The organism is Palleronia caenipelagi (assembly GCF_007004065.1).
GTDB classification, from domain to species: domain Bacteria; phylum Pseudomonadota; class Alphaproteobacteria; order Rhodobacterales; family Rhodobacteraceae; genus Palleronia; species Palleronia caenipelagi.
Genome location: NZ_VFSV01000086.1, coordinates 1 through 5,597 on the forward strand (window position 1 = coordinate 1; position 5,597 = coordinate 5,597).

The 5,597-nt window shown below is 45.8% G+C and carries 9 protein-coding genes; 5 read left to right on the forward strand and 4 right to left on the reverse strand.

What is annotated here, in order from left to right; genetic code table 11:
• Window positions 1-258: integrase core domain-containing protein (locus FEV53_RS19375; RefSeq protein ID WP_142835848.1), on the forward strand; the 258-nt coding region annotated here is incomplete at its 5' end.
• Window positions 259-310: 52 nt separating this feature from the next.
• On the opposite strand, the gene FEV53_RS19380 is transcribed toward FEV53_RS19375, so the two are convergent.
• Complete coding sequence (locus FEV53_RS19380; RefSeq protein WP_142836313.1) at window positions 311-991, reverse strand: ArsR/SmtB family transcription factor; 681 nt, start codon at window positions 989-991, stop codon at window positions 311-313.
• A gap of 156 nt (window positions 992-1,147) precedes the next feature.
• Here FEV53_RS19380 and FEV53_RS19385 point away from each other — a divergent pair, with 156 nt between their 5' ends.
• The 4 genes from FEV53_RS19385 to FEV53_RS19400 are packed head-to-tail and all read left to right on the forward strand — an operon-like array spanning window position 1,148 to window position 4,010.
• Window positions 1,148-1,615 (forward strand): SET domain-containing protein-lysine N-methyltransferase, encoded by a 468-nt coding sequence (locus tag FEV53_RS19385; protein WP_142836314.1) that lies wholly within the window; start codon window positions 1,148-1,150, stop codon window positions 1,613-1,615.
• 15 nt (window positions 1,616-1,630) lie between these two features.
• Complete coding sequence (locus tag FEV53_RS19390; protein ID WP_142836315.1) at window positions 1,631-2,578, forward strand: ThiF family adenylyltransferase; 948 nt, start codon at window positions 1,631-1,633, stop codon at window positions 2,576-2,578.
• A complete protein-coding gene (locus FEV53_RS19395) occupies window positions 2,559-3,137 on the forward strand; it encodes a GNAT family N-acetyltransferase (RefSeq protein ID WP_142836316.1) in 579 nt (192 codons plus the stop codon). Before FEV53_RS19390 ends, FEV53_RS19395 begins: the two co-directional genes overlap by 20 nt.
• A gap of 36 nt (window positions 3,138-3,173) precedes the next feature.
• Window positions 3,174-4,010 carry a formate/nitrite transporter family protein gene (locus tag FEV53_RS19400; protein ID WP_142836317.1) on the forward strand — a complete coding sequence of 279 codons (837 nt, stop codon included), beginning with the start codon at window positions 3,174-3,176 and terminating at the stop codon, window positions 4,008-4,010.
• On the opposite strand, the gene FEV53_RS19405 is transcribed toward FEV53_RS19400, so the two are convergent.
• The 3 genes from FEV53_RS19405 to FEV53_RS19415 form a co-directional block, all read right to left on the reverse strand.
• Window positions 3,999-4,865 carry a DMT family transporter gene (locus FEV53_RS19405; RefSeq protein ID WP_142836318.1) on the reverse strand — a complete coding sequence of 289 codons (867 nt, stop codon included), beginning with the start codon at window positions 4,863-4,865 and terminating at the stop codon, window positions 3,999-4,001. The two genes, FEV53_RS19400 and FEV53_RS19405, sit on opposite strands and share 12 nt — an antisense overlap.
• A 109-nt stretch (window positions 4,866-4,974) precedes the next feature.
• Complete coding sequence (locus FEV53_RS21335; protein WP_221931687.1) at window positions 4,975-5,358, reverse strand: integrase core domain-containing protein; 384 nt, start codon at window positions 5,356-5,358, stop codon at window positions 4,975-4,977.
• A partial coding sequence (locus FEV53_RS19415) for an integrase core domain-containing protein (protein WP_142835848.1) occupies window positions 5,340-5,597 on the reverse strand: 258 nt, incomplete at its 5' end. The genes FEV53_RS19415 and FEV53_RS21335, both read right to left, overlap by 19 nt.

Sequence of the window (5,597 nt, forward strand, 5' to 3'; positions counted from 1 at the left end):
ATCATCCGCCACGCCAAGCTGGAGCAATCCATGAGCCGCAGGGGTCAGTGCCTCGATAACGCCCCGATGGAGAGCTTCTTTTCTTCGCTGAAAAAGGAGCTGGTCCATCGCCATCGGTTCAGAACCCGAGAACAGGCCAGGGCCGCGATCTTCGAATACATCGAGGTCTTCTACAACCGCCAGCGACGGCATTCAGCCATAGGCTACCAGACGCCAGCGCAGGCTTTCGAAGAAATGAGTTGGAAAATCGCCGCGTAGCGTCAACAATCACACTGTCCGGAAACAGGGACGAAGATCAATTTCGAGAAGGCTACTGGTTATTCAAAATCTCTCTACTAATATTCAACTCTCTTTCTAGGAAAATATACCCTTTCCGGGTAATCTTCACAGATCGATCTTCTTTTGACCTCTCGATCATCTTTTGCTTTTCAAGTGACACAGCTATTGCCGCACCAAGTGATCCGGCTACATGAGGCACTCTTTCACTCCAGTCTATACATTTTGGAGCTAAAAGGCGGCGCTTTCTGCCAAGGCACTCTAAGTCTATTTCCAACTTTTCAAAAACTGAATGTTGAGAATCTACAACTTTAAAAGTATCTGTATCAGCTCCAAGCACACCTTTTTCTAATAGCCTAATTGTAATGGATACTCCCAATACTCCGGCCAGATGGTCATAACAGAACCGAGCATATCTCAGGTGATCCGAGACTTTTTCATCCCTCAGGCCCAGTTTAAGTTTACTTGCCAACGCCTCTATAGCATCAGCGATGTCATGGTCAACTAACTCATAGTATCGATGACGACCACATTGACGGACAAATATCATATTCAAGTCTTCTAAAATAGCCAGGTGGCTGCTGGCTGTCTGATTGGAAATTTTAGCGCGGTACGCCAGCTCACTTGCAGGCAGTGCCTTTCCACCGATCAAGGCAAGCAAAATAGCCGCTCTACTCTTGTGTCCAACCGCCTTACCAAAATCTTCAAGATACATTTTATCTTTTTTTTCCGTTAGTTATGGAAAGCACAAAGAAGTAGCCCCCCCCCCCATCCGCAACCATGTTTCGACAGATATCGTAGCGAAAATACTTGAAATGTCTATCGCGATATCTCCCTCTGGTAGAAACTAAGGATTTTTCAAGGAAAGCTAATGAGCACCATAGCACTTCCCAAAACTGACTGTCCTACGCATCCAGAAACCACCAGTTTTTCAATACTTCAGGGCGACCTGATGATGATGCATTCCGGTGAGAAGGGTCGTATGCTTGTAGCAGGGCGGCAATACGCAGCCAACGGCGTTGTGGCATCCATTATTGCCTATCCAATTCCCGAAACCGATCTTAAGTACATTAAAACGACAGATGCCTACAAGTATGTTTTCTATGATCCATCGTTCTACACCGATGTGAGTACAAAACCCGTAGGGTTTCTGGCCTTCGGAGCAATGGCCTTCTGCAACCATTCATCGAATCCAAACGCTTTCATTCGCTGGGGTCGCTTCAAAGATGAAACAACAATGACCCTTCTTGCCCATCGAGACATTTCACAAGGCGAGGAAATTACAATGCGGTACGCGAATATCGACGAGTATTTGAATAGCAACCAGTGGAAATCATAAAATAGGAGCTGAACTATGCTTAAAAAGGCTAGAATTATTCGCCATGATGCTAAATTTGATGAAAATTTCTACTGGAATAGGGTTAATCGTAACGGCTGCTTTCTTGGTGTCGACGAAGCACAACAAAAGCTGTCTCAGGAGAAACTCAGAGATTCCGTAGTTGGAATTGCAGGCTGTGGCGGCATCGGTGGCCTCCTAGCCATGACTCTCGCTCGGCTGGGCGTATGTCATATCAAGTTGGCTGACCCGGATAGCTTTGAAGCGTCAAACATCAATCGTCAACTTGGAGCAGGTGAAAAAACACTAGGGCGAAACAAGGCAATCGTGGTGGGTGAAGTTGTAAGGGAAATGGTTAGTGACGTTACATTAGAAGTTTTTCCTGAAGGCATTCAAACACACACGGCTGAAGAATTTGTAGACGGATGTGATTTGGTTTTTGATCAAACCGACGTTTATCTTATTACCGAACGTTATGCTCTACATGACGCTTTCCAGAAAAGCGAAAGAACAAAGTGCATGCTTGCTTCGTGTGTTTGGGGATGGGGGGCAAACATATACAAGTTTGAAAAGGGTGGAATGACCCTAAAAGACCTGTTCCAAATTCCTGAGGGTAAAAAGTTGGATAAAGATGATGTTGAGAAACTCATCGTAATGCAACTCAATTATTTGCCCCGGTTTCCTGATCTCAAGGGCATATATGATTGGATGGGTGATGTCGGAAACGTCCCTATAAACGCCGTGACACCACCGCTTTCGTGCTACATGCTCGCGGCTCGTGCTGCTCTGGTCCTGTGCGATCTGGAAAAGCAACCATACTGTGAACCGCTCCCGCCTGTCCCTAATTACTATTGGTACGATTCAGCGACATGGCACAGTGGCATTCATCAATTCGACGGGAATTGGGTTAACCCTGACGAACATGAGAAGCACTTCCAAGGTCAGGATGTTGCTGAACCCGCTTAGAACCAAACCTCATTTGGTAACCTACAAAGGATTGCCGTCCCCCGGAACTTTAACTGTTTGGGAGGCGGTATATCGTGATGAATTGGGCTGGGCTGGGGATATAAATGATAGCTTCATAAATGACTCGTTCCAGCCAAGCTCCGTTCACATTCTGGCCTACGTCGATGGAAACGCAGCTGGCACTATAAGGATAGCCTATCCCTTTGAATCTAAGCTTCCCGCCGAACAAAAAACAAACCAACCTACCTTACTTCATGGAGAAGTATCCAAAGCTGAGCTGACCAGAGTAATGGTTCGTAAAGAGTTTCGAAAGAAGGTATATCCCGATTATCCTGAGGGACTTTTCCACAAATTAATGCAGACAGCTATCTCGCATTGTAGGAATAAGGAAATTACATTGGTGGCAATGGATGTTCGTGTTCCGGGATCATCAAATAGCATCTTTAATAGTGCTGTCGCACTTGGTTTCCGGCCCACAGGAATCACCTATCCTGATCCTCTTGGTTCTGATTATCCTGACTGCACAACAGTAATTTTGGACACTCGTAGCCTCGCTTGAATTCCATCCGATATCAAAAAATCTAAAGGTACGACGATGTCTTATATACCACCCTCTGAGTTTGTTTCACACGCCATTACTGCCGGTGAAAAAAAAGCCAAATCCAGCGCTAAAGATGTACTACTTCGTAGCTTTATGGCTGGTGCGATTCTTGCAGTAGCTGCCGTCTTCGCGGTGACAATATCGACTCAAACTGGTGTTCCCATTGTTGGGGCAATCCTGTTTCCAGTAGGGTTCTGTATGCTCTACCTGATGGGCTACGACCTGGTAACGGGGATTTTCGTACTACTGCCTCTTGCATACCTGTCCGGCGATAAAGGTGTCAGTATTTCCGATGTGGTTCGCGGTATAGTGTTGGCTTTCGTAGGAAATTTCGTTGGTGCATTCTCAGTAGCAATTATGACGGCAACTGTTTTCACAAATGGCTTCACAACACCACCTTCGATAGTCGGCGAAACACTAGCAGAGATAGGAAAAAGCCGAACCGTTGGGTACAAAGAGAACGGAATGGGTGGTATGGTCACAATTTTTTTGAGAGGAGTTTTTTGTAACTGGATGGTTTCATTAGGGGTAATTGGTGCTTTTGTTTCCACTAGCGTTGCAGGAAAAGTCATTGCAATGTGGATGCCAATTATGTTGTTTTTTGCAATGACTTTTGAGCACTCCGTTGTTAATATGTATCTGTTTCCAACAGCGCTTCTCTTAGGTGGTGACTTTTCGGTTCTCGATTACCTTATTTGGAATGAAATACCGGTATTGATAGGGAATTTTTTTGGTGGCCTTATTTTTACTGCACTCCCTCTATTCGTACTATACTCTCCATCCAAAAAGAAGATGTCTAAAGAAGAAAGCGAGATGCCCTTAACTATTTGATTTATTGGTATTGCTAGACCTCATTATGTAAATTATTGATGCCGACAAAATCATTATTCCACCTAGTATCGTCGCACCCGTGATTGCCTCGCCAAAAAGTGCGAAGGCCCATATAGGTGCAAGTGGAATTTCGCTTAATCCCACCAAAGCCGCTGCAAGTGCTGATACCCTAGAAACACCAAGAAGATACACACCAAAACCTAAACCGACATTGATCACCCCATATACTGCAAGCCATGTCATATCTACGGCTGCAACAGATACCCCTTCTGAAAAAGGGAAAACAAATATTGCAGCAATAAATGCCGAAAGGTACGCGCATTTTGACGCGTTAGCGCTAGGAAAATACTTTGCCAATACAGTTATGCTGGCCATAAAAAATGTCATCAAAAATGCGAGAAGCAATCCGACATAATCACTAAAATCTTGCCCGCCCCATGCAAGAATAAAAATTCCACTGGCGCTAATTAGCGATGCAAATACGCCTGTCTTGGACGGATAATCCTTTAGCAAAGCCCAAGCGAGTAACATAGTTACAAGCGGCACAGCGCCGTAAATGAATGAAACATTTGCAATTGTTGTGTAGAAGAAGGCCGAAATAAAACACGACATGGCTATTGCTGAAACAACCGCTATTACTATTTCTCCTTTTGAAAACCTGAAGAGACCGGCGATAGATTTTTTTTCTTGCAAAAAATAGTATATTGCCATCACAACAAACCCACCGAAGACGGACCTCCACAGCAGTGTTGTTGGTATATCTGTATTGACAACTCTGGTGAATAATCCTGCCGTACTCCACGACAGAGCTGCTATCAAAACCAAAATTATTCCGTATGTTTCGCTACGTGTCATCAGTCCACCAAAAGTTGCTGGTTCGACAGTAAGGAATTGGTACATGGGTAACCACACAAAATGTTTCGACGAACATCGAAGTGTATTGACCCATCGGAATCTGCTCAGGTTAAGCTGCTAAATTGAATGCCTCATTTGGTGTCCGCATAGCAAGAGCCTTATGCGGGCGTTTGGTGTTATAGAACTGGATCCAGTCACCGATGGCGCGGCTTGCATGCGCCAGGCTTTCGAAGCGCTGGCGATGGACGCATTGTTCTTTTTCAGAGAGCAGATCAAGCGTTCTATCATCCCGTTCTGCTGCGGGCAGTGTGGGGTTATAAATTCCTGTTTCAGCCCATAGCTCTTGACCTGTTAGTGGCGGTCGTAATCTCCCCAAAAGTGGCAATTGAATTTTCCCCGGTCGGCAGCGGCGGGGCCAATTCCAAACTTCATGTTGATCTTCGTCCCTGTTTCCGGACAGTGTGATTGTTGACGCTACGCGGCGATTTTCCAACTCATTTCTTCGAAAGCCTGCGCTGGCGTCTGGTAGCCTATGGCTGAATGCCGTCGCTGGCGGTTGTAGAAGACCTCGATGTATTCGAAGATCGCGGCCCTGGCCTGTTCTCGGGTTCTGAACCGATGGCGATGGACCAGCTCCTTTTTCAGCGAAGAAAAGAAGCTCTCCATCGGGGCGTTATCGAGGCACTGACCCCTGCGGCTCATGGATTGCTCCAGCTTGGCGTGGCGGATGAT